Annotated in this window: 21 protein-coding genes and 1 pseudogene; 14 read left to right on the top strand and 8 right to left on the bottom strand. The window is 70.7% G+C overall.

From position 1 onward, the window contains the following. The first annotated feature begins 155 nt into the window (after nt 1–155). The 3 genes from ACWFRU_RS08070 to ACWFRU_RS08060 all read left to right on the top strand — a co-directional run bounded on the left by ACWFRU_RS08070 (nt 156) and on the right by ACWFRU_RS08060 (nt 3,174). Nucleotides 156–1,862 (top strand): ABC transporter ATP-binding protein, encoded by a 1,707-nt coding sequence (locus ACWFRU_RS08070; protein ID WP_453685295.1) that lies wholly within the window; start codon nt 156–158, stop codon nt 1,860–1,862. A 74-nt stretch (nt 1,863–1,936) separates the two neighbouring features. Continuing rightward, nucleotides 1,937–2,488 carry a DinB family protein gene (locus ACWFRU_RS08065; protein ID WP_453685255.1) on the top strand — a complete coding sequence of 184 codons (552 nt, stop codon included), beginning with the start codon at nt 1,937–1,939 and terminating at the stop codon, nt 2,486–2,488. 20 nt (nt 2,489–2,508) lie between these two features. Beyond that, nucleotides 2,509–3,174: a M15 family metallopeptidase gene (locus ACWFRU_RS08060; RefSeq protein ID WP_453685294.1), complete on the top strand. Its 666-nt coding sequence runs from the start codon at nt 2,509–2,511 to the stop codon at nt 3,172–3,174. On the opposite strand, the gene ACWFRU_RS08055 is transcribed toward ACWFRU_RS08060, so the two are convergent. Continuing rightward, nucleotides 3,154–3,819: a TetR/AcrR family transcriptional regulator gene (locus ACWFRU_RS08055; RefSeq protein ID WP_453685254.1), complete on the bottom strand. Its 666-nt coding sequence runs from the start codon at nt 3,817–3,819 to the stop codon at nt 3,154–3,156. The two genes, ACWFRU_RS08060 and ACWFRU_RS08055, sit on opposite strands and share 21 nt — an antisense overlap. Before the next feature lie 135 nt (nt 3,820–3,954). Here ACWFRU_RS08055 and ACWFRU_RS08050 point away from each other — a divergent pair, with 135 nt between their 5' ends. After that, a complete protein-coding gene (locus tag ACWFRU_RS08050) occupies nt 3,955–4,515 on the top strand; it encodes an NAD(P)H-dependent oxidoreductase (protein WP_453685253.1) in 561 nt (186 codons plus the stop codon). Nucleotides 4,516–4,566: 51 nt separating this feature from the next. Here ACWFRU_RS08050 and ACWFRU_RS08045 read toward each other — a convergent pair whose 3' ends face one another. Further along, the gene (locus ACWFRU_RS08045; RefSeq protein ID WP_453685252.1) at nt 4,567–5,379 is read right to left on the bottom strand and encodes a DUF1963 domain-containing protein; all 813 of its coding nucleotides are present in this window, start codon (nt 5,377–5,379) and stop codon (nt 4,567–4,569) included. A 207-nt stretch (nt 5,380–5,586) separates the two neighbouring features. Between ACWFRU_RS08045 and ACWFRU_RS08040 the strand changes: the two genes are divergently transcribed. Together ACWFRU_RS08040 and ACWFRU_RS08035 are read left to right on the top strand one after the other, a co-directional pair. Next, nucleotides 5,587–6,894 carry an MFS transporter gene (locus tag ACWFRU_RS08040; protein WP_453685251.1) on the top strand — a complete coding sequence of 436 codons (1,308 nt, stop codon included), beginning with the start codon at nt 5,587–5,589 and terminating at the stop codon, nt 6,892–6,894. 10 nt (nt 6,895–6,904) lie between these two features. Further along, nucleotides 6,905–7,369 (top strand): SRPBCC domain-containing protein, encoded by a 465-nt coding sequence (locus ACWFRU_RS08035; RefSeq protein ID WP_453685250.1) that lies wholly within the window; start codon nt 6,905–6,907, stop codon nt 7,367–7,369. A 3-nt stretch (nt 7,370–7,372) separates the two neighbouring features. Here the strand turns inward: ACWFRU_RS08035 and ACWFRU_RS08030 are convergent, their stop codons facing one another. The 3 genes and pseudogenes from ACWFRU_RS08030 to ACWFRU_RS08020 all read right to left on the bottom strand — a co-directional run bounded on the left by ACWFRU_RS08030 (nt 7,373) and on the right by ACWFRU_RS08020 (nt 10,646). Beyond that, nucleotides 7,373–8,062 (bottom strand): YoaK family protein, encoded by a 690-nt coding sequence (locus tag ACWFRU_RS08030; RefSeq protein ID WP_453685249.1) that lies wholly within the window; start codon nt 8,060–8,062, stop codon nt 7,373–7,375. A 52-nt stretch (nt 8,063–8,114) separates the two neighbouring features. Continuing rightward, on the bottom strand, nt 8,115–9,665 hold the full coding sequence (locus tag ACWFRU_RS08025; RefSeq protein WP_453685248.1) for a carboxylesterase/lipase family protein: 1,551 nt from the start codon (nt 9,663–9,665) through the stop codon (nt 8,115–8,117). After that, a pseudogene (locus tag ACWFRU_RS08020) lies at nt 9,662–10,646 on the bottom strand (MBL fold metallo-hydrolase). The gene ACWFRU_RS08025 and the pseudogene ACWFRU_RS08020 overlap by 4 nt, the downstream one beginning before the upstream one ends. Nucleotides 10,647–10,777: 131 nt before the next feature. Here ACWFRU_RS08020 and ACWFRU_RS08015 point away from each other — a divergent pair. Continuing rightward, a complete protein-coding gene (locus ACWFRU_RS08015) occupies nt 10,778–11,674 on the top strand; it encodes a helix-turn-helix transcriptional regulator (protein WP_453685247.1) in 897 nt (298 codons plus the stop codon). Nucleotides 11,675–11,698: 24 nt separating this feature from the next. Here ACWFRU_RS08015 and ACWFRU_RS08010 read toward each other — a convergent pair whose 3' ends face one another. Beyond that, a complete protein-coding gene (locus ACWFRU_RS08010; protein WP_453685246.1) occupies nt 11,699–13,003 on the bottom strand; it encodes an ROK family protein in 1,305 nt (434 codons plus the stop codon). Between the two features lie 187 nt (nt 13,004–13,190). Here ACWFRU_RS08010 and ACWFRU_RS08005 point away from each other — a divergent pair, with 187 nt between their 5' ends. The 4 genes from ACWFRU_RS08005 to ACWFRU_RS07990 are packed head-to-tail and all read left to right on the top strand — an operon-like array spanning nt 13,191 to nt 17,827. After that, the gene (locus ACWFRU_RS08005) at nt 13,191–14,513 is read left to right on the top strand and encodes an ABC transporter substrate-binding protein (protein ID WP_453685245.1); all 1,323 of its coding nucleotides are present in this window, start codon (nt 13,191–13,193) and stop codon (nt 14,511–14,513) included. Between the two features lie 35 nt (nt 14,514–14,548). After that, nucleotides 14,549–15,526: a carbohydrate ABC transporter permease gene (locus ACWFRU_RS08000; protein WP_453685293.1), complete on the top strand. Its 978-nt coding sequence runs from the start codon at nt 14,549–14,551 to the stop codon at nt 15,524–15,526. Next, a complete protein-coding gene (locus tag ACWFRU_RS07995) occupies nt 15,519–16,415 on the top strand; it encodes a carbohydrate ABC transporter permease (protein WP_453685244.1) in 897 nt (298 codons plus the stop codon). The genes ACWFRU_RS08000 and ACWFRU_RS07995 overlap by 8 nt, the downstream gene beginning before the upstream one ends. A 47-nt stretch (nt 16,416–16,462) precedes the next feature. Then, nucleotides 16,463–17,827, top strand: coding sequence for a GH1 family beta-glucosidase (locus ACWFRU_RS07990; protein ID WP_453685243.1), 1,365 nt, complete (start codon nt 16,463–16,465; stop codon nt 17,825–17,827). Nucleotides 17,828–17,908: 81 nt separating this feature from the next. On the opposite strand, the gene ACWFRU_RS07985 is transcribed toward ACWFRU_RS07990, so the two are convergent. Further along, entirely contained in the window at nt 17,909–18,355 is a 447-nt protein-coding gene (locus ACWFRU_RS07985; protein WP_453685242.1) for an SPW repeat protein, read from the bottom strand. Nucleotides 18,356–18,548: 193 nt separating this feature from the next. On the opposite strand from ACWFRU_RS07985, the gene ACWFRU_RS07980 reads away from it, so the two are divergent. From ACWFRU_RS07980 to ACWFRU_RS07970, 3 genes are read left to right on the top strand one after another with little or no spacing between them, the layout of a single operon-like run. After that, nucleotides 18,549–19,229: an ABC transporter permease gene (locus tag ACWFRU_RS07980; RefSeq protein ID WP_453685241.1), complete on the top strand. Its 681-nt coding sequence runs from the start codon at nt 18,549–18,551 to the stop codon at nt 19,227–19,229. Next, complete coding sequence (locus tag ACWFRU_RS07975) at nt 19,226–19,906, top strand: ABC transporter permease (RefSeq protein WP_453685240.1); 681 nt, start codon at nt 19,226–19,228, stop codon at nt 19,904–19,906. Before ACWFRU_RS07980 ends, ACWFRU_RS07975 begins: the two co-directional genes overlap by 4 nt. Further along, entirely contained in the window at nt 19,903–20,853 is a 951-nt protein-coding gene (locus ACWFRU_RS07970) for an ABC transporter substrate-binding protein (RefSeq protein WP_453685239.1), read from the top strand. The genes ACWFRU_RS07975 and ACWFRU_RS07970 overlap by 4 nt, the downstream gene beginning before the upstream one ends. Before the next feature lie 37 nt (nt 20,854–20,890). Here ACWFRU_RS07970 and ACWFRU_RS07965 read toward each other — a convergent pair whose 3' ends face one another. Beyond that, nucleotides 20,891–22,054: an ABC transporter ATP-binding protein gene (locus tag ACWFRU_RS07965; protein WP_453685238.1), complete on the bottom strand. Its 1,164-nt coding sequence runs from the start codon at nt 22,052–22,054 to the stop codon at nt 20,891–20,893.

The following is a 22,054-nucleotide window of genomic DNA, read 5'->3' as shown; positions in this document are numbered from 1 at the left end:
GGGGCGAAGGTCCGGGCCGCCGCTCAGGCAGATCGGCCGTCGTCGGCGTCCTGTCCCACGTGACCAAGAACGAGCAGGAGCAGCCGGCCCACCACAGGCCGGCGCCACAGGGACCGGGGCAGGAGCGGCTTTCCGCGGGGGAGACCTGGCGGGCGCTGTACCGCTACATCCGCCCGCACCGCTGGGTCGTCGCGCTCGGCGCCCTGTGCACGCTGATCGGTGCCGCGACCGGCCTCGCCCAGCCGCTCGCCGCGAAAGCCCTGGTGGACCGCCTCGGCAGCGACGACTCGATCACCGGGATCATCGTCCTGCTCACCGCCCTCGTGGTCCTGGGAACCGCCATCGAGTCGATCGGCGCGTACGTCCTTGAACGCACCGCCGAATCCGTGGTGCTGGCGGCCCGGCGCACCCTGATCGGACGCCTCCTGCGACTGCGCCTGCCGGAGGTGGAGCGCACCCAGCCCGGCGACCTGATGTCCCGCATCACCTCGGACACGACACTGCTGCGCGCGGTCACCACCCAGTCCGTGGTGTCCGCCGTCGCGGGCGGACTCACCTTCGTCGCGACGATCGTGATGATGGGCCTCATGGACGTCGTCCTGCTCGGCGTCACCCTCGGCGTGATCGTGCTCATCGGCGGCGCGGTGGCCCTGGTGATGCCGAAGATCGCGCGGGCGACCGAGCGGGCCCAGGAAGCGGTCGGCACGATCTCGACCGCGCTGGAGCGGGCGTTCGGCGCGTTTCGCACGCTCAAGGCGTCGGGCGCCGAGGAGCGCGAGACCGCAGCCGTCCGCGCCGCCGCGCAGGAGGCCTGGCGGCACGGGGTGCGTTCCGCCAAGTGGCAGGCGGTGGCGTGGAGTTCGGTCGGCTTCGCGGTGCAGGTCTCCTTCCTCGCCGTCCTGGGCATCGGCGGCGCCCGCGTCGCGTCCGGCGCCATCTCGGTCTCGACGCTCGTGGCCTTCCTGCTCTTCCTCTTCTACCTGATCGACCCGGTCTCCCGGCTCGTCGAGGGCGTCTCGCAGTACCAGGTCGGCTCCGCGGCCATCGCGCGGATCGTCCGTGCCGAGCGCCTGGAGACGGAGGACGTCACCGAGCCCGCCGCGGACGCGGGGCGGCGCGGTCCCGCCGCGGTGGCCTTCGAGGACGTGACCTTCCGCTACCAAGAGACGCTTCCGTACGTCCATCACGGCGTGAGCTTCGACGTCCCGGGCCCCGGCATGACCGCCTTCGTCGGCCCTTCGGGCGCGGGCAAGACCACCGTCTTCGGCCTGCTGGAGCGGTTCTACGACGTCACGGACGGCCGCGTACTGGTCGACGGCCGCGACGTACGGGAGTGGCCGCTCGCCGAACTGCGTTCCGTCATCGGCTATGTGGAGCAGGACGCGCCCGTCCTCGCGGGCACCTTGCGCGAGAACCTCCTCTTCGGGGCGCCCGGCGCGACCGACGACGAGATACGGGAGGTTCTCGTACGGGCGCGGCTCGACGCACTCGTGGACCGGTTGCCGGACGGCCTGGAGACGTTGGTCGGTCACCGCGGCTCCCAGCTCTCCGGTGGCGAACGCCAACGCGTGGCCATCGCGAGGGCCCTCCTGCGCAAGCCGCGCCTCCTGCTGCTCGACGAGGCGACCTCGCAGCTCGACGCGGTGAACGAACTGGCCCTGCGAGACGTGGTCGCCGAGGTGTCGCGTGAGGTGACGGTCCTCGTCGTGGCGCACCGCCTCTCGACGGTGACGCTGGCCGACCGGATCGTGGTGATGGACGCGGGGCGGGTCCGCGCCTCCGGCACCCACGAGGAGCTGGTGGCGGCCGACCCGCTGTACGGGGAGCTGGCGGCGACCCAGTTCCTCGCCACGTCGGCATGACAGCGCGACCACATGGGCGTAAGGCCGCCGAAAATGGCTGGCCCCGGACGTGACACCCGGGATTGGATGGCGGCATGACCAGCGGGCGCAGACGTGCGGAACTGTTCGTGGACGAAGAGCGGGACGGCCGGCTGTCCGGGCCCACCACCGGCGACGAGCGGCGCATGCTCGTCGAGTTCCTCGCGGCCCAGCGCACGACCCTGGAGCTGAAGTGCGCGGGCCTGGAGGCCGAGTTGGCCCTGCGGTCCGTGGCACCCTCCACGCTCTCGCTGCTCGGTCTCGTCCGGCACCTCGCCGACGTGGAGCGTCGGTGGTTCCGGCGCGTGCTCGCCGGCCAAGAAGCGCCGCCCCTCTTCGGCTCCGAGGAAAACCCTGACCAGGACTTCGACGGCGCCGTCCCCGATCCGGCCGTCATCGCCGCCGCGTGGGAGGCCTGGCGTGCCGAGGTGGCGTTCGCCGACCGCCTGGTGGCCGAAGCGCCCGACCTCGACATCGAGGGCGAGGACGGGTGGCGCGGAACGGTGTCGCTGCGCTGGGTGCTCCTCCACATGATCGAGGAGTACGCCCGGCACAACGGCCACGCCGACCTGCTCCGCGAGCGGATCGACGGCGCGATCGGCGTGTAGACGATGATCACTCCATGAATCTGAGCGAGATCACGCTGATGTCCGACCCGAAGGTCGCCGCCGTTCCGGTCCGGGAGTGCGGTGAGCGCCTGGTGGACGTACGCCAAGAGAGCGCGCTCCTGGTCGACACGCGCGCCCAGGACCCAGAGGATGCCTTCGCCCGCCTGCGCGAAGGCGTCCTGATCCGCCTCCTGCACGCCCAGACGCTGCTGCCCGACGGGCTGCGCCTGCTGTTCGTCGAGGGCTACCGGCCGCCGTGGCTGCAACGCGGTTACTTCGAGGAGTACGAGGGCCGGCTCGGGGCCCTGCATCCCGGCTGGCCCGCCGAACGCCTTCGCGCGGCGGCGAGCCGCTATGTCTCCCCGCCGGAGATCGCACCGCACAGCGCGGGTTCCGCCGTGGACCTCACCCTCGCCGAGGTCGACGGTCACGAACTCGACCTCGGCACCCGGATGAACGCGGACCCCGAGGAGAGCGAGGGCGCCTGCTACACCGACGCCGTCGACATCTCCGCCGAGGCCCGTCGCAACCGGGAGATCCTCGGAACGGCCCTGCGGGAGGCGGGCCTGGTCAACTACCCCACCGAGTGGTGGCATTGGTCGTACGGGGACCGCTACTGGGCCCTGGCGACGGGCGCGCCGCACGCCCTCTACGGGGCGGTGGAATCAGGAGTGCGAGGACGGTGACGTCACCAGCCGGGTGACGAGGTCGTGCCACGCGGCGTCCACACGGTCGAGCGGCATGCCGCGCTCGACGGTGAGGTGATGCACGAGGACGCCGTCGACCGATCCGAGCAGGGTGTGCGCGAGGAGTTCGGCGTCGCCCGCGGCGCCCGCCTGGCGCAGCAGCATCGTGACGTGCGTGAGCCGCAGCCGGTTCGCCGGGACCGCGTAGGCCCGCAGGGGGTCGGTCCGTGCTGACAGGATTAGTTCGTGGTGGTCGCGCTCGTGGCGGATCAGGGCGGGCCCGAACGCGTGCAGCCGCTCCAGGGCCGGGGCGTCGGGACCCAGCGGGGCGGGACCGGAGAGGAAGGCGGCCTGGAGCTGCTGCTCGCGGTGGTCGAGCAGGGCGACCAGGAGCCCGGTGCGGTCGCCGAAGCGCCGGAAGACGGTCCCCTTGCCGACCCCTGCCGCCGTGGCCACCGCGTCCATGGTCAGCTGCGCGGCGCCGCACCCCGCCATCAGCTGTGAGGCGGCCTCCAGGAGCCGCGTGCGGTTGCGCGCCGCGTCGGCCCTGAGCGACGGCGGTTCGCCCACCGGAGTGAGGGCGAGCTCGGTCGACCCGCCCGGTCTGTCGGGCGAGGGGAGGGGCGGGAGAACGGAGCCGGTCATGAATCCAGCGTAGCGCCCCGAGCCGCTAAGTGGACCGCGGTCCGGATAGGTGGTACAACTTTAAACGGACCTCGGTCCGCTTGATTCGTTTTTCCGTATGTGAGAGTCCCGCCCCCACTTTTCAGGAGTTCCGCCATGTCTGTACGCATCGTCGCCCTCGTCGGCAGCCTCCGCGCCGGCTCGCACAACCGCCAGCTCGCCGAGGCCGCCGCCAAGCACGCGCCCGCAGGTGTGGACGTCGAGCTGTTCGAGGGTCTCGCGGACGTGCCCTTCTACAACGAGGACGTCGACGTCGAGGGCGGCGTCCCCGCCGCCGCGGCCCGCCTGCGCGAGGCGGCCGGCAGCGCCGACGCCTTCCTCCTCTTCTCGCCGGAGTACAACGGCACCATGCCCGCCGTGCTCAAGAACGCCATCGACTGGCTGTCCCGTCCGTACGGCGCCGGTGCGCTCTCCGGCAAGCCGGTCGCCGTCGTCGGCACCGCCTTCGGCCAGTACGGCGGCGTGTGGGCGCAGGACGACGCCCGCAAGGCCGCGGGCATCGCGGGCGGCGTGGTCGTGGAGGACGTCAAGCTGTCCATCCCCGCCTCCCTGACCCGCTTCGCCGAGACGCACCCGGCCGACGACTCCGAGGTGGTCACCGCCCTCACCGACGTCGTCGCCCGCCTCACCCAGCAGGCCACGCCCGCCGCTGCCTGACATCACGGCGCCGATGACGCACAGCCCCGACCGGCCTTGCCCCGGTCGGGGCTACGCGCAGTCGGCGCGGTGCGTGTTCGGGCGGTCCGGGCAGGTGAGGCACTCGAAGAGGTAGACCCCGCCCATGTCGCCGAACATCATCCCGGCGTGTTCGATGCGCACCCCGCGGTCCTCGACAGGAGCCCAGGCCTCGGCGTCGCCCTCGGTGCTCTCGAACGTCAGCAGGTGCTCCATCGGCCGGCCGCACCGCCTGCAGGTCGCGGGCTGCGGGTCCTGGCCCCAGCCGGGGTACCCGCCCAGCTTCGTGCCGGGCGCGGTGGACAGGTGGTACTGGTAGTCCCAGCCGGTCTCCTGCTCCACCTGCTCGAACCGCCCCTCCAGGGCATCCCAGATCGTGTCCGCCAGGTCCCAGCTCGGGTACTCCGTCACCCGTTCCGGATGTACGACGCAGGGGCGCGGCACGTAGTTCTCGTGCCGCCGCGCGGGAACCGGCGGAGCCTCCAGCACCTGGCGCACTTCGGCCGCCGCCCGCCAGCGGATGTGGGGCACGACCCACGGACCGTGGCTGTGCCGCCGAGGACACCACAGCACCTGGAGCACGTCGCACCCCTGCGGGAAGGCGACGACGTCCGGGACGTCGGCCCGGTAGATCTGCGCGACGGCCACCATCGGCGCCCCGCCGTGCTCGTCGCACACCGGCCATGGTTCCCGCGCGGGCCAGAGCAGCGGACCGCCGACGGAACTCTCGCGGTACGTCGGGTCGCCCGCGCGCGGGTGGAGCCGCACCGCCTCCTTCTTGAAGCGCGCGACCTCGGGGAAGAGTCGCTCCACGTCCACGGGGCGCGGCGGCGTGCGGCGGGTCATGCGCCGAGGGTACGCGGAGCCCCGGGAAAAGCGTTTCCGAGGCCGCGCGGCCGACGGGTAGCCTGCCAACACCACTTACCCCTTGGAGAGTTGAGATGCCCGGTCGCCCAAGCGCGCGTTGACGTCGTGGGCCGTCGTCGGCCCGTCATCGCGTGCTGCCCGTGAGCTGCGGCACCGCGTCACCCTCTCTGCCTCAAGGGGCTCCCTGTGCCGTCCGCTTCTCGTGCCGTTTCCGCGCGCCATCGCTCCAGCCTGTGGCGTGACACCGACTTCCGCAGACTCTGGTCGGGGCAGACGGCCTCGCAGCTCGGGGCGCAGGCCGGTCAAGTGACGCTGCCGCTCGTCGCCGTGCTGGCGCTCGACGTCGGCGCGGGTCAGCTCGGCGCCCTCCGCGCGGTGGAGCAGGCGCCGATCCTGCTCTTCTCGCTCTTCGCCGGGGCGTGGGTGGACCGGCGCCGCGCCCGCGACGTCATGGTCGTCGCGGACCTCGGGCGGGCCCTCGCGCTTGCCGCGATCCCCCTCGCGTATCTGCTCGGAGTGCTCGGGATGCCGGCGCTCCTGGTGGTCGCCTTCCTCGTCGGTGTCCTCGGCGTGTTCTTCGACGTGGCCTATCAGGCGTCGCTGGTACGGCTGTTGAGGCGTGATCAGTTGCTGAGCGGCAACAGCGCGCTCGAAGGCAGCAGATCCGCCGCGCAGATCGGGGGGCCGGCACTCGGCGGCGCCCTGGTGTCGCTGTTCTCCGCGCCGGTCGCCACCCTGGCCGCCGTGTTCTCCTTCGCGGTGTCCTTCGTGTCGATCCGCCGCATCCGCCGCCAGGAGGTGCTGCCGCCGCGGGCTCAGTCCGACAGGCCTCCGCGTGTGCGGCGACAGATCCAGGAAGGTCTCCGCTTCGTCGTCGGCAATCCGTCGCTGCGGTCAGTGGGGCTCGCCTCGGCCCTCTTCCAGTTCTCGTTCGCGGCCGTGATGACCGTCTACCTGCTCTTCCTGCCACGCGAACTGCACCTGTCGGGTTTGGCGGTCGGCCTGACGCTCGCCGCCATGGGACCGGGCGCGGTGGTGGGTTCGCTGCTCGCGGCGAGGCTTCCGGAGAGGTTCGGACACGGCAGGGTCGTGGTGGCCTCGGCGGTACTCGCCGACGGCGTGATGCTCTGCGTGCCGGCCCTGCACGGATCCACGGCCGTCACCATCGGCTCGCTCATGGCGGTCAACTTCGTCTTCGGCGCCTTCGGCCAGCTGGTCAACGTCACGCTCATGGCCGTACGGCAGGCGATCACCCCCGTGCCGATGCAGGGACGCGTCGTCGCGACCATCAACTTCGTCGGCATGGGCCTGACGCCCGTCGGATCGCTCCTCGGAGGATTCCTGGCCGGTGCGTGGGGCCTGCGCACGAGTCTGCTCCTGACGGCCGTCTGTCTGGCCCTGTCCCCCCTGTTCATGGCCCTGTCCCCACTGGCACGCCTGGGGCGCAAACTTCCGCAGGAGGACGACCTCCCGTGCGAGCGGCCGGCATCCTAGATTGGCCCGCATGTACTCGACACAGGTGTCCGGGCATGTGAACGCCCCGCGTGCGGCCGTCTACCGCGCGCTCCTCGACCCGGACGCCATCGCCCGCTGGCGCGTCCCGGACGGCATGAGCAGCCACGTGCACGCCTTCGACGCCCGCGAAGGCGGACGTTTCCGTGTCTCGCTCACCTACGAAGGGCAGTCGGGCACCGGCAAATCGGCCTCGCACACCGACACGTACCACGGCCACTTCGCGCGGCTCGTGCCGGACGAGCGGGTGGTCGAGGTGCTCGCATTCGAGACCGACGACCCCGGCCTGGGCGGCACGATGATGATGACGACCACGCTCACCGACGCGGCCGGCGGCGGAACCGACGTCCAGATCCTGCACGAGGGAATCCCCGACAGCGTCCCCGCCGCCGACAACGAGACCGGGACGCGCATGGCGCTGGCGAACCTCGCCCGGCTCGTCGAGAAGGCGCCGTAGCGCTCAGCCCGCACGCGGTGCCGTCGCGCCGGGCAGGGCCGCCGCCAGGGTCACGGCGGCCAGCAGCGCGAGCGCGGGCGCCAGCGCGGCGACCGTGCCGTGGTGGATCTGCAGCAGCCCGCCCACGAGGGCGCCCGCGAACATCGCGGCGACGGCCACGGCCCTTCGTACGGACGCCGGGCCGAGCCGGTCGGATGCCAGGCCGGTCAGGGTGCGCGTCAGGACGGTGGTGGTCAGGTCGGGTACGGCGAGCTTGCCGACCACGGCGTTCTGCAGCCCCATGCCGAGCGCGAGCAGCACGATCAGGGCATGCCGTGCGTCGGCGGCGAGGTCGAGCAGCAGAGCCGCCGCCACCAGCACGGCGTGCGCGCCGACGAGGAGCGCGAACAGCCGCAGCGGCCGCGCGACCCGCGGCGCGATCCGACCGCCCGCCCACGCCCCCGCAACGAACGCGCCGACCGCGAGCAGCGACGCGGTCGCCGAGAGCTGCACGTCACCGGCGAGCGCGAAGCCCAGGAAGACCACATTGCCGGTCATGTTGGCGACGAAGACCCGGTCGAGGCCCAGATAGCTGACGGCGTCGACAAGGCCCGTGACGAAGGTCAGCACGACGAGGAGCGGGGGCAGCACGCCGTGGTGACCCTCGGTGTCGGGAAAGAGGAAGACGGCGGCCCGGTCGAGCATTGAGTTCATACCGTCTCTTCGGCAGACACGGCCCGCCGCCCGACCCGTGTGCGCCGGCCGCTCACCGCCTCCAGGCCCGGCGGATGTCACCGCGCGGATCCTCGTGAACCGTCCAGCGGCGGTCGATGACCGTCGTGATCCGGCGACGGGTGTCGTACGGAGCCCAGCCGGGATCGCCGTCGCGGGCGAAGCGGATCCAGGCGGCGTGCATGCGGGGAGCCAGATCAGCAGGTGGGAGACCGGGGCCGAACAGCGCGTCGGTACCGCGTAGTTGGGCCAGCCGGTCCGGGGCGAGGCCGAAGACGAAAGGGAGTTCCATCGCGTGGGTGGCCCCGAGCAGTCCGTCGAAGGCACGGGAGCGCCAGTCGAACCGGTAGCAGTACGTGGCGCCGGACGACCGCTCGGCGTGTGCGTCGGCCAGGGCCCAGCTTCCCTTGCCGAACAGCGCGTCGCCCATGACGGCCGAGCGCAGCTGTCCGGGGGAGGCCCCGGGGTGCGCGGCGCGGTAGGTGGCGACGAGCAAGTCCGGGTCCGGGTGGGAGAGTTGGGCTACGGCACGGACGTCTTCCGCCGTCGAGTGGGCATGGGCTCCGGAGGGGACGAGGTAGAGGTTGCCCTCATCCGCGTTGGTGCCGATGAGGAGATCGATGTCGGCGCTCCCGGCTCCGGCGGCGACGGCGTCGGCGGGCTGACGGTCCGCGACCACGCTGAACGGACTGAGCCCGATCAGCGGGTCGTACGCGGTCGGGGTCCGCAGGTCGATCCCGCCGAGGTGAGCCATGGCGTCCACCAAGCGCGCGTCCGGGACGGCCTCGAAGGCGTCGGCACGTGGCGCGATGCCCAGGGCCGCCGCTGCCGCCTCCGTCACGCGGGCGGCCTGTTCGGGCGAGAAGGCGCCGAGGCCACTGCCGCTCTGCACGATGGCGCGGCGCACGAGCCCCCTGCTCTCCGGGGCGGCGATGACGGCCCCGGTGAGGGTGGCACCGGCGGACTGGCCGAATAGTGTCACCTGGCCGGGGTCGCCTCCGAACGCGGCGATGTTCTCCCGCACCCAGCGCAGGGCGGCGAGGACGTCCAGGAGGCCGCGGTTGCGCGGGGCTCCCGGCAGGTCGAGGAAACCGCTGATCCCCAGGCGGTAGTTGACGGTCACCAGGACGACACCGCTGCGCGCGAAGGCGGTGCCGTCGTACAGACCCGCCCGGGTCGAACCCGCCACGAAGCCTCCACCGTGGACGAAGACCATGACCGGCAGGGCGGCCTGGGCGCGGGTGACGGGGTGCTCGGGGGCCCATATGTCGACGGTGAGGTAATCCTCCCCGGGGACCCAGCCGGGGCCGAAGTAGGGCGACATGTCGATGGCGCCCAGGTTCCGCTCGGGTTGCGGCGCGGTGGGCCCCGCTGCCGTCGCATCCCGCACGCCCTCCCACGGGGCGTGCGGCTGAGGTGCGGCGAAGCGGCCGGTGCGGGCCGGGGGAGCGGCGTACGGGATGCCGCGGAAGACCGTGTAGCCGTCGTGCCGGGCGCCGGCCACCGCTCCTTGCGCAGTGACCACGGTGGTGCTGGTGCTGGTGCTGGAGCCGGGACGGGCCCCGGGGCGGTGCTCGGTGGTCATGCCGCCGTCACCCCATCCGTGCGCTCGTGCTCGTACGGTGTGAAGGGCGCCCAGCCCTTGATGGCGAACGTGCTGCCCGAACGTTCCACCTCGGCGGCGCCGTGGCCTCCCAGATGCGCGGGAACGACGAGCGCGTTGTGATCGGCCGCCCAGCCCAGGATCCGACGGCGCGTGGTGCGCGCGCCGACGGGGTCCTCGCAGAAGCAGCTGTTGTGGTCCGGGTCGACGAGCTGGACGGGGCTGTGCAGCAGATCGCCGACGAAGACCGCGCGGTCCGTACCGCTGACGAGGGTGAGAACGCTCGATCCCGGGGTGTGGCCGGGCGCCGTGTCCAGGCGCAGAGCGGCGTCGATCCGGTGGCTTCCTTCCCACAGGCGCACCTGTCCCGCGCGGTGCACGGGGGCGACGCTGTCCTCGAAGACGTTCTGGTTGCCGCGGCCGAGCCGTGCCTTGTGGCCGTTCTCGGGATTCCAGAAGTCGTAGTCGTCCTTGGGCAGCAGATAGGTGGCGTTCGGGAAGGTGGGGACCCAGTCCCTGCCGTCCAGGCGGGTGTTCCAGCCGACGTGGTCGACGTGCAGATGCGTGTTGATCACGATGTCGACGTCCTCGGGCGCGACGCCTGCCCGTGCCAGGCCGGCCAGGAAGTCGGTGCGCAGGTGGCTCCACACCGGGGAGTACGGGCGGGCGCTCCTTGTGATTGCCGACGCCCGTGTCGACGACGATGGTCTTCCCTTCGCTGCGCAGCAGCCAGCTCTGGACCGCGGAGTTGACGATGTTCGTCCGCGGGTCGAGGAAGTGCGGCGGGTGCCAGGCGACGTCGTCGCGCCAGGCGCCCTCCGGGACGGTGGGGAGGAACTGGCCGGGCGTCATGTCGACGGGGCCGTAGTACTCCTTGACGCGGGTGACGGTGACGTTGCCGAGTTCGATCTGATGCGTCTGGTCGATCCCGTCGAACTGGTCGATCTGGTGGTTCTGGTCCATCGGTGCTCCGTGGCCGGGGGTGGATGTCGGAGCACCACCGTCGTCGGGTCCGCGCAGGCGGGCCAGACCCGCCGCTGCCTACCCCGGACAGGGTCAGGCTGCCGTGCGGGAGCCGGTGCAGACTGGGGGACATGAGCGAGCGAGGCCGACTCGGCGACTTCCTGTACGCACGGCGTTCCCAGCTGCGTCCCGCGGACGTCGGTCTCAAGGACTACGGCGACCGGCGGCGCGTGGCGGGCCTGCGCAGGGAAGAGCTGGCGCTGCTCGCCGGGGTCAGCGCCTCGTACTACACGAGGCTGGAGCAGGGACAGTCGGTGGGAGCTTCCCCGGAGATCCTGGACGCCGTGGCGCGGGCCCTCTGCCTCGACGAGTCGGAGCGGCGGCATCTGTACGACCTCGCCGACGCGGGCAGGAGGCGGACCCCGGCCCGTCGGGCGCGGGCGGAGCAGGCGGGGACCACCACGCTCCATCTGCTGAGCACCCTGGAGAGCGTTCCGGCGCTGGTCAGCGGCCGTCGCACCGACGTGCTCGCCTGGAACCGCCTGGGTCACGCACTCTTCGCCTCACACCTGAGCCCCGACAGCCCCCAGCGGCCTGCCGAGCGTCCCAACCTCGCCAGGATGCTCTTCCTCGACCCCCACACCCGCGCGTTGTACGTCGACTGGACGGCGAAGGCCAGGGCCGTCGTCGAGAACCTGCGGATGGTGGCGGGGCGCCATCCCGACGACGCGCTGCTGACCTCGCTCATCGGTGAACTCACCGTCAAATCACCGGAGTTCGCCGCGCTGTGGAGCGGCCACCGGGTGCATCCCTGCGACTTCGCCCGCTACGAGATGCGCCACCCCCTGGTCGGTACCCTCACCGTCACCCAGCAGAGCCTTCACCTCCCTCAGGCGCAGGACCAGCATCTGGTGCTCGCCGTCACCGAGCCGGACTCGCCGTCGAGGGAGGCCGTGACCCTCCTCGGTCAGGGCGCGACCGCCCAGGACGCCCCGCGCGCCTCCCGCGTCCCCGGAAGGCAGTCCTAGGAGGACAGTCCCAGGAGGGCAGTCCTAGGACGGCGTGCGCCCCTGCAACGACGTCTGCCAGCCCGGCAGTTCGGCTTCCCGTGCCGGTGCGGCGCGGCGGCCGCCCCGGGCGAAGAAGTCGGCCAGCGGGAGCGTCGCGGCGCCGACCGTCACCGCGTCCGGGCCGAGGCGGCCCAGGTCGATGGCGACGCGCCCCGCCGGGTAGGACAGCGCGTAGGTCGGGATGTGGCGCTTCACCGCGCTCAGGAAGCGCTGCCCGAGCTGGAGTCCGGCCCAGCCGCCGACGAGGATTCGCTCCGGCTGGAAGAGGTTGATCAGGTCGGCGAGCCCCGCGCCCAGGTACTCAGCGGTTTCTTCGAGCACCGCAAGGGCCGTCGGATCGGCCGCTTCGCTGCCCTCGGGGTAGGCGGCGTTGAGCATGGCGGTGAGCGCGCTCTCCTCGTCGGTGTCCTCGGGCGGGCGCCCGCCCGCCTCCTGCCACCGTTCGAGCAGCGCCTCCGCCCCCGCGTACGCCTCCAGGCATCCCAGGGACCCGCACCGGCACCGTCTGCCCTGTACGCGCACCGTGAGATGCCCCCATTCAAGGGCGCGGCCCTGCTCCAAGTCCTCGGTGACGACGCACGCGCCGACACCCGAACCGAACAGGACCACCACCGCGTTGCGCGTCCCGCGCCCCGCGCCGAACCACATCTCTGCCTGGCCGAGGGTCTTGGCGCCGTTGTCGATGAAGTAGGGCACGGAGTCCGGGAGTTGGGCCTCGCCCCGGCCGGTGTCCCGCAGCAGGGATTCCAGCGGGACCGCGTTCCAGCCGATGGTCTGGCCGTGCACGACGGCACCGAGTTCGCTGTCGCGCGCGACGATTCCGGGCACGCCGATCCCGACGCCCAAAAGACCTTCCTCCGTGACACCCCCGGCGCCGAGCACTTCTCCTATGCCGTCACGGATGAGCTCGGTGATGCCGCCGACGTCGTGGCCCTTCAGCGTCAACGGCCGCTCGGCGCGCGCGAGTTCGGACAGCGAGAGATCGAAGAGCTCGACGCGTACGCGGGTCTCGCCGACGTCCACGCCGATCAGCTGACCCCGGCCGGGTGCGACCCGCAGCAGCGTACGCGGGCGTCCACCGTCGGACTCCACGCTGCCGGCCTCCTCCACCCACCCCTCCGCCACCAGCTCGGCCACGACGTTGCTGATGGAACCTGAACTCAGTCCGGTGGCGGGGCCGAGCGAGAAGCGGCTCATCGGTCCCTCGAAGTACAACCGCTGCAGTACGGCGGCGCGGTTCTCCCGCCGCAGGTCGTGCACCGTACGCCCGTTGCGCTGCCCAGCCATGTGGTTCCTTCCGGCCTGTCCTGCCCCGAAGTTGGTTCTGTGTGACCCCTTGACGGTATCTTCCCTGCCGGTTTAACTCACGTCCTAAATTAAGTCATGAGGTCATTCAGGAGTTGAACGCAGCGCCGGTTCGGTCCGGTGTTGGCCATCCGCCCCATGACTCCCTCCGGAAGGGACACCTGGAGCCATGCGCAGATTCCGAGCCGCCGCCTCCGTCGGCGCCGCCACCCTCTCGCTCGCCCTCACCGCGACCGCCTGCGGAGGCGGTTCGACGACGGGCGGAGAGGGGTCCAACGACTCACCGAAGACGCTGACGTACTGGGCGTCGAACCAAGGGCCCAACATCGAGGCGGACAAGAAGATCCTCAGGCCCGAACTCGACAAGTTCGAGAAGAAGACGGGCATCAAGGTCAAGCTCGAGGTCATCCCCTGGTCGGAGCTGCTCAACAAGATCCTGACCGCGACGACCTCGGGTCAGGGGCCGGACGTCCTGAACATCGGCAACACCTGGAGCGCGTCACTGCAGGCCAGCGGAGCCCTGCTGCCCTGGGACGAGAAGAACTTCGACAAGATCGGTGGCAAGGACCGCTTCGTGGAGTCCGCGCTCGGCTCGGCCGGGGCGCCGGACAAGGACCCGGCAGCCGTGCCGCTGTACTCCATGGCGTACGCCCTCTACTACAACAAAAAGATGTTCAAGGAGGCCGGCATAGACAAGCCGCCCGCCACCTGGGACGAGCTGGTCGAGGACGGCAAGAAGATCTCCAAGGGCGGCAAGTGGGCCCTGGGCGCGGAGGGGGCGAACCTCTCCAACAACATCCACCAGGTCTTCGCGCTCGGCAAGCAGCACGGCGCCGACTTCTTCACCCCGGAGGGAAAGCCCGACTTCACCTCCGACGGCGCGGTCGCGGCCGTGAAGCAGTACGTCGACATGATGGGCAAGGACAAGATCATCGCGCCCGGCAACGCCGAGTACGCGCAGAACCAGTCCCTGAGCGACTTCGCCAAGGACAAGACGGCGATGGTGCTGTGGCAGGCGGCGGCCACCACCTTCAAGTCGCAGGGCATGAGCGACGACGAGTGGGGCGTGGCGCCCGTGCCCGTCGAGTCCGGCACGCCGGGCCAGGGCGAGGCCACCAACTCGATGGTCGCCGGCATCAACATGGCCGTCTTCAAGAACACCAAGAACATCGACGGCTCGCTGAAGTTCGTGAAGTTCATGACGAGCGACGTCGAGCAGAAGATCCTCTGCAAGTCCTACGGCTCCGTGCCGCCGGTCAAGGCGGCCCAGGAGGACCCCGCCTTCAACCGTCCCGAGCTGAAGGTCCTGCGCGACACCCTCGCCAAGAGCGCGGCGCCCCTGCCCCAGGTGGCCAACGAGTCACAGTTCGAGACCGCGGTCGGCACCGCCGTCAAGAACCTCTTCGCGAACGCGGCCGCCGGCCGTGAGGTGACCACCGCGTCGGTGAAGGCCGAACTGGTCAAGGCTCAGCAGCAGATGTCCCAGCAGTGAGCGACACATCCGTGACCACCACGAGCACGACCGTCGTGCAGGGCCCCAAGGAGCCGTCCGCGACCGCCCCGAAGACGGAGCGCGGCCCGCGCCGCCGTCCCGGGCGGCTCCGCCGCATCGGCCTGCCCTACCTCCTGCTGCTTCCCGCCCTCCTGCTCGAACTCCTCGTCCATCTGCTGCCGATCGTCATCGGCATCGTGATGAGCTTCAAGGAGCTCACCCAGTTCTTCATCCGCGACTGGGGCGCCGCGCCCTGGTCCGGCCTGGACAACTACAAGATCGCGGTGGACTTCGACGCGCCGGTCGGCGAGGCGCTGCTGCACTCCTTCCTCGTCACCTGCGCGTTCACGGTGCTCTCGGTCGGCCTGTGCTGGCTGATCGGGACGACCGCCGCGATCTATCTGCAGGAGACGTTCAAGGGGCGCGGCTTCCTCAGGGCGCTCTTCCTCGTCCCGTACGCACTGCCCGTGTACGCCGCCGTGATCACCTGGGGCTTCATGTTCCAGCGCGACAACGGCCTCATCAACCACGTGCTCCACGATCAGCTCGGCCTCACCGACAGCGCACCGTTCTGGCTCATCGGCGACAACAGCTTCGTCGCGCTGCTCACCGTCTCGGTGTGGAAGGGCTGGCCGTTCGCCTTCCTCATCCTGATGGCCGGGCTGCAGAACATCCCCAAGGACATGTACGAGGCGGCGGCACTCGACGGCGCCGGCATGTGGCAGCAGATCCGCCGCATCACGCTGCCGTCCCTGCGCCCCGTCAACCAGGTCCTCGTGCTCGTCCTGTTCCTGTGGACGTTCAACGACTTCAACACGCCGTACGTCCTGTTCGGCAGGTCGGCGCCCGAGGCCGCGGACCTGGTCTCGATCCACATCTACCAGTCCTCGTTCGTCACCTGGAACTTCGGCACCGGCTCCGCCATATCCGTCCTGCTGCTCCTGTTCCTGCTCGTGGTGACGGGCGTCTATCTGCGGGTCACGTCACGCGAGAGGAAGTCCGCTCATGTCTAGCGCCCGCATGGCGGTGCGATCCCGCGGGGCCGCGAAACCCCGGTCGCCGATGGCGGCGCCCCGCTCGTTCCACTGGTCACGGCGGATCTTCCTGACGCTGCTCACGGGCTTCGTGCTGCTGCCGGTGTTCGTGATGGTGTCCAGCTCGCTCAAGCCCCTCGAAGACGTGTCGGGCAAGTTCCGCTGGATGCCGAGCGGGCTCACCATCCGCCCGTACATCGACATCTGGAACACCGTCCCGCTCGCCGACTACTTCATGAACTCGCTGATCGTGGCGGGCGCGGCCACCGTCTGCTCGGTGGTGATCGCCGTCTTCGCCGCCTATGCCGTCAGCCGCCACCAGTTCCGCGGCAAACGCGTCTTCACGGTGACGGTCCTGTCCACCCAGATGTTCCCCGGCATCCTGTTCCTGCTCCCGCTGTTCCTGATGTACGTCAACATCGGCAACGCCACCGGCATCGCCCTGTTCGGCTCGCGGGCCGGGCTCATCCTCACCTATCTGACCTTCTCGCTGCCGTTCTCGATCTGGATGCTGATCGGGTACTTCGACTCGGTGCCGCGCGACCTGGACGAGGCGGCGCTCGTCGACGGCTGCGGTCCCATCGGCGCGCTCTTCAGGGTCGTCGTCCCCGCCGCGATCCCCGGCATCGTCGCGGTCGCCGTCTACGCGTTCATGACCGCGTGGGGAGAAGTGCTCTTCGCCTCCGTCATGACGAACGAGGCCACCCGCACCCTCGCCATCGGTCTGCAGGGCTACTCCACCCAGAACGACGTCTACTGGAACCAGATCATGGCCGCGTCGCTGGTCGTGAGCGTGCCGGTGGTCGCGGGCTTCCTGCTGCTCCAGCGCTATCTGGTCGCCGGTCTCACCGCCGGAGCCGTCAAGTGACCCACCCCCCGGCCACCACTGCCGCCACCCCGTCTGAAAGGACGTCCGTGTCCGAGCTCATCGACCTTGCCGCACTTCCGCACGACTTCGCGTGGGGCACGGCCACATCGGCGTACCAGATCGAGGGGGCCGTCACCCAGGACGGCCGTTCCCCCTCGATCTGGGACACCTTCTCGCACACCCCCGGAAAGATCGACAACGACGACCACGGCGACGTGGCCTGCGACCACTACCACCGCTGGCGCGAGGACATCGCGCTGATGAGACAACTGGGCACCAACGCCTACCGGTTGTCCCTCGCCTGGCCGCGCGTCGTGCCCGGCGGCGACGGACCGGCCAACGCCAAGGGCCTGGACTTCTACGACCAGTTGATCGACGGCCTGCTCGAAGCCGGCATCACCCCGTCGGTGACCCTCTACCACTGGGACCTGCCGCAGGTACTCCAGGACCGCGGCGGCTGGCCCGAGCGGGAGACCGCCGAGCACTTCGCGGCGTACGCGTCCATCGCCGCCGAACGTTTCGGCGACCGCGTCACCCAGTGGGCGACGCTGAACGAACCTCTCTGCTCGGCCTGGATCGGTCACCTCGAAGGGCGGATGGCACCGGGCCTGACCGACCTGACCGCCGCTGTACGCGCCTCGTACCACCTGCTGCTCGGGCACGGCCTGGCCACCCAGGCGATCCGCGCCGCGGCGCCCGGCGCGCAGATCGGCATCGTCAACAACCTCTCCACGGTCGAGCCCGCGAGCGACCGCCCCGAGGACGTGGCCGCCGCCCGCCGGGTGGACGGCCACACCAACCGCTGGTGGCTCGACCCGGCCCACGGCCGCGGCTTCCCCGCCGACATGCGAGAGGTCTACGGGGTCGAACTGCCGGAGAGAGCGGGCGACTTGGCGACCATCGCGCAGCCGCTCGACTGGCTGGGCCTGAACTACTACTTCCCGGCCGTGGTCACCGACGACCCCGCCGGCCCCGCGCCCTACGCCCACCAGGTGCGCCGCGAGGGAGTCCCCCGCACCGGCATGGACTGGGAGATCGACGCGAGCGGCATCGAGACGCTCCTGCTGCGCCTGACGAACGAGTACGGGGCACGCAAGCTGTACGTCACCGAGAACGGCTCGTCCTACCCCGACGTCGTACGCCCCGACGGAACGATCGACGACCAGGAACGCACCGACTACCTGGTGCGCCACCTCGCCGCCTGCGCGAGCGCGGCCCGCAAGGGGGCGCCCCTTGCCGGGTACTACGCGTGGTCGCTGCTCGACAACTTCGAGTGGGCCTACGGCTACGACAAGCGGTTCGGCCTGGTGTACGTCGACTACGAGACGCAGCGCCGCACGGTCAAGGGCAGCGGGCTGCGCTACGCCGACATCATCCGCGGCCACCAGGGGCGCGTGAGCCGCGCCGCCTGACGCGCTCGCACGACCGGCGGCGGCTCCCGGCTCTCCGCCGGTCCGGGGGCCGCCGCGCTTGTGTGGCCGCGCCTTTCCGTGTCAGCTCGTGTTCATCCGGCGGCCCTCCTTCGCCGCCGCGCCGATGCACACGAGGCCGAGCAGGACGGTGAGGCCGCCGATGATGATGTTGGTGAGGATGACGCCCGCGTCAGGGCTCGTGCCGACGACCCACGGCGACACGATCATCCATACGCCCATGGCGCACATGGCCCAGCTCAGGCCGTACATCCTGGCGGGCGCGACGGTGAATCCGAGGCCCAGCAGGCCGATCGCGATGCCCATGATGAGGTTGTGCGTCGTGAGGACCGGCTGGCTGGTGGTGAAGTGGACCACCCAGGGGGAGATGGCACAGAAGAGACCCGTGAGGAACACAGGTCCGTCCACGAGCGCCACATCTTTTCCACCGAGTACGCGGGCGTATCGATCCCGCATTTCGGATACGTCAGGGTGAGCGGCTATGTCTCCCCTGTGTGAGACGTCGGCCATGAGACTCGTCTCCTCTGCTTCGTGCAGGCCTGAACACCTCGCGCGGCGGGATGTCGCGCATATCCATTCTGCTCTTATTTTTTCTTTATGTGTAGTCGAGGGAGATTTGTGGCGGAGTGGGTGATCCAGCGGGCACCGCCCGTACGGGGGACCAGAACGCGCCGTCGCACGCCCCGCCCGCTGGAATGAACGAGTGACCGCGCCCCCGGACGACTGCCTCGCGCGCAACGAGTGGATCTGCGGCGACTATCTGAGCACCCGCCGCCAGATCATCGTCGACGCGGTCCTCCAGCATCTGGAGCTGACCGCCGTCTCCATCCTCATCGCGCTCGTCATCGCCGTCCCGCTGGCCGTCGTCGCCCGCCGCTGGGCCCTCGCTGCCGGACCCGTCCTCGCGCTGACCACGGTCCTCTACACGATCCCCTCGCTCGCGATGTTCTCGCTGCTGCTTCCCGTGTACGGCCTCTCCGCGTCCCTGGTGGTCGCGGGACTCGTCCTGTACTCCCTGACGTTGCTCGTCCGCAACATCCTGGCCGGCCTGCGGGCCGTCCCCGAGGACACCCGGCAGGCCGCCCGCGGCATGGGCTACGGACCGATCCGCCTGCTGCTCACCGTCGAACTGCCGCTCGCGCTGCCCGCCGCCATGGCCGGCCTGCGCATCGCCACCGTCTCCGCGGTCTCCCTCGTCACCGTCGGCGCGATCGTCGGCTTCGGCGGGCTCGGCAACCTGATCTACACGGGCATGAACACCTACTTCAAGGCGCAGGTCCTGACCGCGTCCGTGCTGTGCGTCGTCATCGCCGTACTGGCCGATCTGCTGCTCCTGGGCGTGCAGCGCATCCTCACCCCGTGGACGAGGGCGGTCCGCTCATGAACACCATCAGCGAGGCCTGGCAGTGGCTCACCGACTCGGCACACTGGGCGGGCGACGACGGCATCTGGCACCGGCTCACCCAGCACCTCGTGCTCACCGTGGTGTGCCTGATCCTGAGCTGCCTGATCGCGCTGCCGGTCGCGCTCGTCCTCGGTCACCTCGGCAAGGGCGGCGCGCTCGCGGTCAACATCTCCAACGTGGGCCGCGCGGTGCCGACCTTCGCGGTCCTCGTGCTGCTGCTCCTGACTCCCATCGGACAGTGGGGCGAGGGACCCACCGTGGTGGCGCTCGTCCTGTTCGCCGTGCCGCCGCTGCTCACCAACGCCTACGTCGGGATGCGCGGGGTCGACCGCAGCGTCGTCCAGGCCGCGCGCGGCATGGGGATGACGGGGCGGCAGATGCTGTGGCGGGTCGAACTGCCGCTCGCGATGCCGCTGGTCCTCAGCGGGGTGCGGATCGCGGCCGTGCAGCTCGTGGCCACCGCCACCATCGCGGCCCTCGCGGGAGGCGGGGGACTTGGCCGGATCATCACGGCCGGCTTCAACCTGGCGAGCACCCCGCAGGTGGTGGCCGGAGCGGTACTGGTCGCCCTCTTCGCCCTGATCGTCGAGGGACTCTTCGAGATCGGCGAACGGCTCGCTCCCGGCTGGGCGCGGGGGAGAGGGCGGACGGGATGAGGCGGGGTGCGGTGCGTCGTGCCTCGGCCGGTCTCGGTCTTGCCCTGCTCCTGTCCGGCTGTGCTTCCGGGCCGTCGCTGGAGACCCAGGGCGAGGTGACCGCGCCACCCGGCGACAGCCATCACCTGGTCGTCGGCTCCGCGGGCTTCACCGAGAGCGACCTGCTCGCCCAGATGTACTCCCTGCTCCTGCGGAAGGCCGGATACGGCGCCGAGATCCTCTCCGTGGCCAACCGCGAGCTGTACGAGCCCGCTCTGGAGTCCGGCCAGATCGACGTCGTCCCCGAGTACGCGGCCACGTTCGCCGACTGGCTGAACGCCAAGAAAAACGGCGCGGACGCGAAACCCGTCGGCTCGCCCGACCTGGACGCCACGATGAAGGCCCTGCGCGGGCTCGCCACCCCGCGCGGCCTCACCGTCCTCGATCCCGGGAAAGCCGTCGACCAGAACGCGTTCGCCGTCACGGCGGCCTTCGCGAAGAAGCACCACCTCAAGACCCTCAGCGACCTCGGCAAGTCCGGTCTGAAGATCCGCCTCGCCGCGGGCGACGAATGCGTGCAACGCCCGTACTGCGAACCCGGCCTGAAGAAGGTCTACGGCATCGACATCACCGCCGTCGACCCCAAGGGCGTGGGCACGACACAGGCCAAGAAGGCCGTGCAGAGCGGTCAGGACCAGATGGTCCTGACCACGTCGACGGACGCCACGCTCGACGACTTCGGCCTCGTCCTGCTGAAGGACGACAAGAAGCTCCAGAACGCCGACTACCTCGTCCCGGTCGTCAACCGCTCCCGCGCGGGCAGCGAGGGCGTCGCGAAAGCGCTCGGCCGCCTCAACTCCGTGCTGACGACGGCGGACCTGGCCTCCATGAACGAACAGGTCGACAGCTGGCGCAGGCTGCCGGAGGACGTGGCGCGGACTTACCTGGAGGACAAGGGGCTGCTGTGACACGGGCTGTGCGGTGTGGGAGGCGGGCTGTGCGGTCTCAGGCATCCGCCACCGAGTCGAACTCCACCTGATCCCGGGAGACGCCCTGCGCGTCCGCGTCCACCGAGCGGCGCAGGGCCTCGTGCAGCTTCGCCGGGGTCAGCACGCCCAGGAAGCGGGCCCCGTCGAGGACCGCGACCCAGCCCGCGTCGTGCTGGAGCATCACACCGAACGCCTGCTTGAGCGGGGCGCCCACCGGGACCCACGCTTTCATGCGATGGGCCAGATCTCCGACCCTGCCGCCCTCGCCGGCAAGTGCCACCTCGTCGATGCCGACCCAGCCGTGCAGATCGCCGCCCGCGTCCAGGACGACGCCCCAGCGGGCGTCCTCCTCGCGCAGCCGGGCCGCCGCGTGCGCGGCGGGCTCGTCGAGGCGGACCACCGTCGGCTGCTCCAGGTCGTCCGGCTGGATCTCGGTGACCGACAGCCGCTTCAGGCCCCGGTCGGCGCCCACGAACCCGGCGACATACGGAGTAGCCGGAGTGCCGAGCACCGCACCGGGGGTGTCGTACTGCTCGATGCGCCCCTGCCCGTACACCGCGATCCGGTCACCGAGCCTGACCGCCTCCTCGATGTCGTGCGTGACTAGGAGAACCGTCTTGCGGACCGCCGCCTGCATCCGCAGGAACTCGTCCTGCAACTGCTCGCGCACCACCGGGTCGACGGCCCCGAACGGCTCATCCATGAGAAGTACCGGCGGATCGGCCGCCAGCGCACGCGCCACACCCACGCGCTGGCGCTGCCCGCCCGACAACTGCTCGGGATAGCGGGAGCCGTACGTCTTCGGGTCGAGGCCCACCAGGTCGAGCAGCTCGGCCGCCCGCGCCCGCGCCTTCGCCTTCTTCCAGCCGACCAGCGCGGGCACGGTCGCCGTGTTGTCGAGGATCGTCCGGTGCGGGAAGAGCCCCACCTGCTGGATGACATAGCCGATGCGGCGGCGCAGCCGGACCGGGTCGACGTCCGCGATGTTCTCGCCGTTCACGAAGATGCGGCCCGCGGTCGGCTCGATGAGCCGGTTCACCATCATCATCGTGGTCGTCTTGCCGCAGCCGGACGGTCCGACGAGGGTGACCAGTTCCCCCTCGGCGACCTCGAAGGACAGATCGTCCACAGCCATCGTGCCGTCCGGATAGCGCTTGCTCACCTGCTCGAACCGGATCAT

Source organism: Streptomyces sp. NPDC055099, from assembly GCF_053607685.1.
Note: the sequence above shows the minus strand (reverse complement) of the source record. Positions and strands in the feature narration are given on the sequence as shown.

What these genes read in the sequence shown, in the direction of transcription:
- ACWFRU_RS08030 (WP_453685249.1), bottom strand. Translation starts at nt 8,062, where the DNA reads ATGAACTCAATGCTCGACCGGGCCGCCGTCTTCCTCTTTCCCGACACC.
- ACWFRU_RS08035 (WP_453685250.1), top strand. Translation starts at nt 6,905, where the DNA reads ATGTACTCGACACAGGTGTCCGGGCATGTGAACGCCCCGCGTGCGGCC.
- ACWFRU_RS07970 (WP_453685239.1), top strand. Translation starts at nt 19,903, where the DNA reads ATGAGGCGGGGTGCGGTGCGTCGTGCCTCGGCCGGTCTCGGTCTTGCC.
- ACWFRU_RS08050 (WP_453685253.1), top strand. Translation starts at nt 3,955, where the DNA reads ATGTCTGTACGCATCGTCGCCCTCGTCGGCAGCCTCCGCGCCGGCTCG.
- ACWFRU_RS07965 (WP_453685238.1), bottom strand. Translation starts at nt 22,054, where the DNA reads ATGATCCGGTTCGAGCAGGTGAGCAAGCGCTATCCGGACGGCACGATG.
- ACWFRU_RS07975 (WP_453685240.1), top strand. Translation starts at nt 19,226, where the DNA reads ATGAACACCATCAGCGAGGCCTGGCAGTGGCTCACCGACTCGGCACAC.
- ACWFRU_RS08065 (WP_453685255.1), top strand. Translation starts at nt 1,937, where the DNA reads ATGACCAGCGGGCGCAGACGTGCGGAACTGTTCGTGGACGAAGAGCGG.
- ACWFRU_RS08005 (WP_453685245.1), top strand. Translation starts at nt 13,191, where the DNA reads ATGCGCAGATTCCGAGCCGCCGCCTCCGTCGGCGCCGCCACCCTCTCG.
- ACWFRU_RS07985 (WP_453685242.1), bottom strand. Translation starts at nt 18,355, where the DNA reads ATGGCCGACGTCTCACACAGGGGAGACATAGCCGCTCACCCTGACGTA.
- ACWFRU_RS07995 (WP_453685244.1), top strand. Translation starts at nt 15,519, where the DNA reads ATGTCTAGCGCCCGCATGGCGGTGCGATCCCGCGGGGCCGCGAAACCC.
- ACWFRU_RS08010 (WP_453685246.1), bottom strand. Translation starts at nt 13,003, where the DNA reads ATGGCTGGGCAGCGCAACGGGCGTACGGTGCACGACCTGCGGCGGGAG.
- ACWFRU_RS08055 (WP_453685254.1), bottom strand. Translation starts at nt 3,819, where the DNA reads ATGACCGGCTCCGTTCTCCCGCCCCTCCCCTCGCCCGACAGACCGGGC.
- ACWFRU_RS08015 (WP_453685247.1), top strand. Translation starts at nt 10,778, where the DNA reads ATGAGCGAGCGAGGCCGACTCGGCGACTTCCTGTACGCACGGCGTTCC.
- ACWFRU_RS08025 (WP_453685248.1), bottom strand. Translation starts at nt 9,665, where the DNA reads ATGACCACCGAGCACCGCCCCGGGGCCCGTCCCGGCTCCAGCACCAGC.
- ACWFRU_RS08045 (WP_453685252.1), bottom strand. Translation starts at nt 5,379, where the DNA reads ATGACCCGCCGCACGCCGCCGCGCCCCGTGGACGTGGAGCGACTCTTC.